A 599-nucleotide genomic window follows, 5' to 3' on the forward strand; every position below is an offset into this window, starting at 1 on the left:
CGCCGCGCAGGATACATGTTGCTTTGCTCATCTCGACCTCCTGATTCCAATAAGGCGACGCCGACCGGCGTCAGCCGGAACCCCGCCCGAATCGACGGGTACGGGACCAGTATAGTTCGAGTGCGCTGATGACCTGCGTTCCTTTCTCCTTATCAAAAGAATACCGGATGTTTCAAGGGAAACATTGCCGCCATACGAATATTTCATAGGTGACGCGAAAAATGGATGGGGTGCGCATGGCATTTCCTGCCTAGAATCCCGGTTTGCTGCCAGATTGATAATAACGATAACGACTACGGAGACCGATGAAGCACACCTTTTCCGCCCTCGCGGCCGCATTTGCGTTCGGACTTGTGCTGGGGATTCCCTTCGCACACGCCGCCGGCGCGAACTTCGCCAAGGGCGCCGACGTCGGCTGGGTCAGCGAAATGGAAGCGGCCGGCCGGGTATTCCGCAACCGCGACGGCAAGACCGCAGACCTGTACGCCATCCTCAAGGAACAGGGCATGGACGCCATCCGCCTGCGCGCGTGGGTGAACCCGGAGGACGGCTGGAACGGCACGGCCGACGTCGTCGCGAAAGCGAAGCGCGCCCAGGCC

The 599-nt window shown here is 60.3% G+C and carries 1 protein-coding gene; it reads left to right on the plus strand.

Annotation, left to right across the window (positions count from 1 at the left end):
• Positions 1–305 precede the first annotated feature (305 nt).
• Positions 306–599, plus strand: a 294-nt coding sequence (locus ACEN88_RS33705) for a glycosyl hydrolase 53 family protein (protein ID WP_413346701.1), incomplete at its 3' end; no start/stop codon positions are given.

Source organism: Massilia sp. CT11-108 (assembly GCF_047302915.1).
Lineage (GTDB): Bacteria > Pseudomonadota > Gammaproteobacteria > Burkholderiales > Burkholderiaceae_D > Telluria > Telluria orientalis.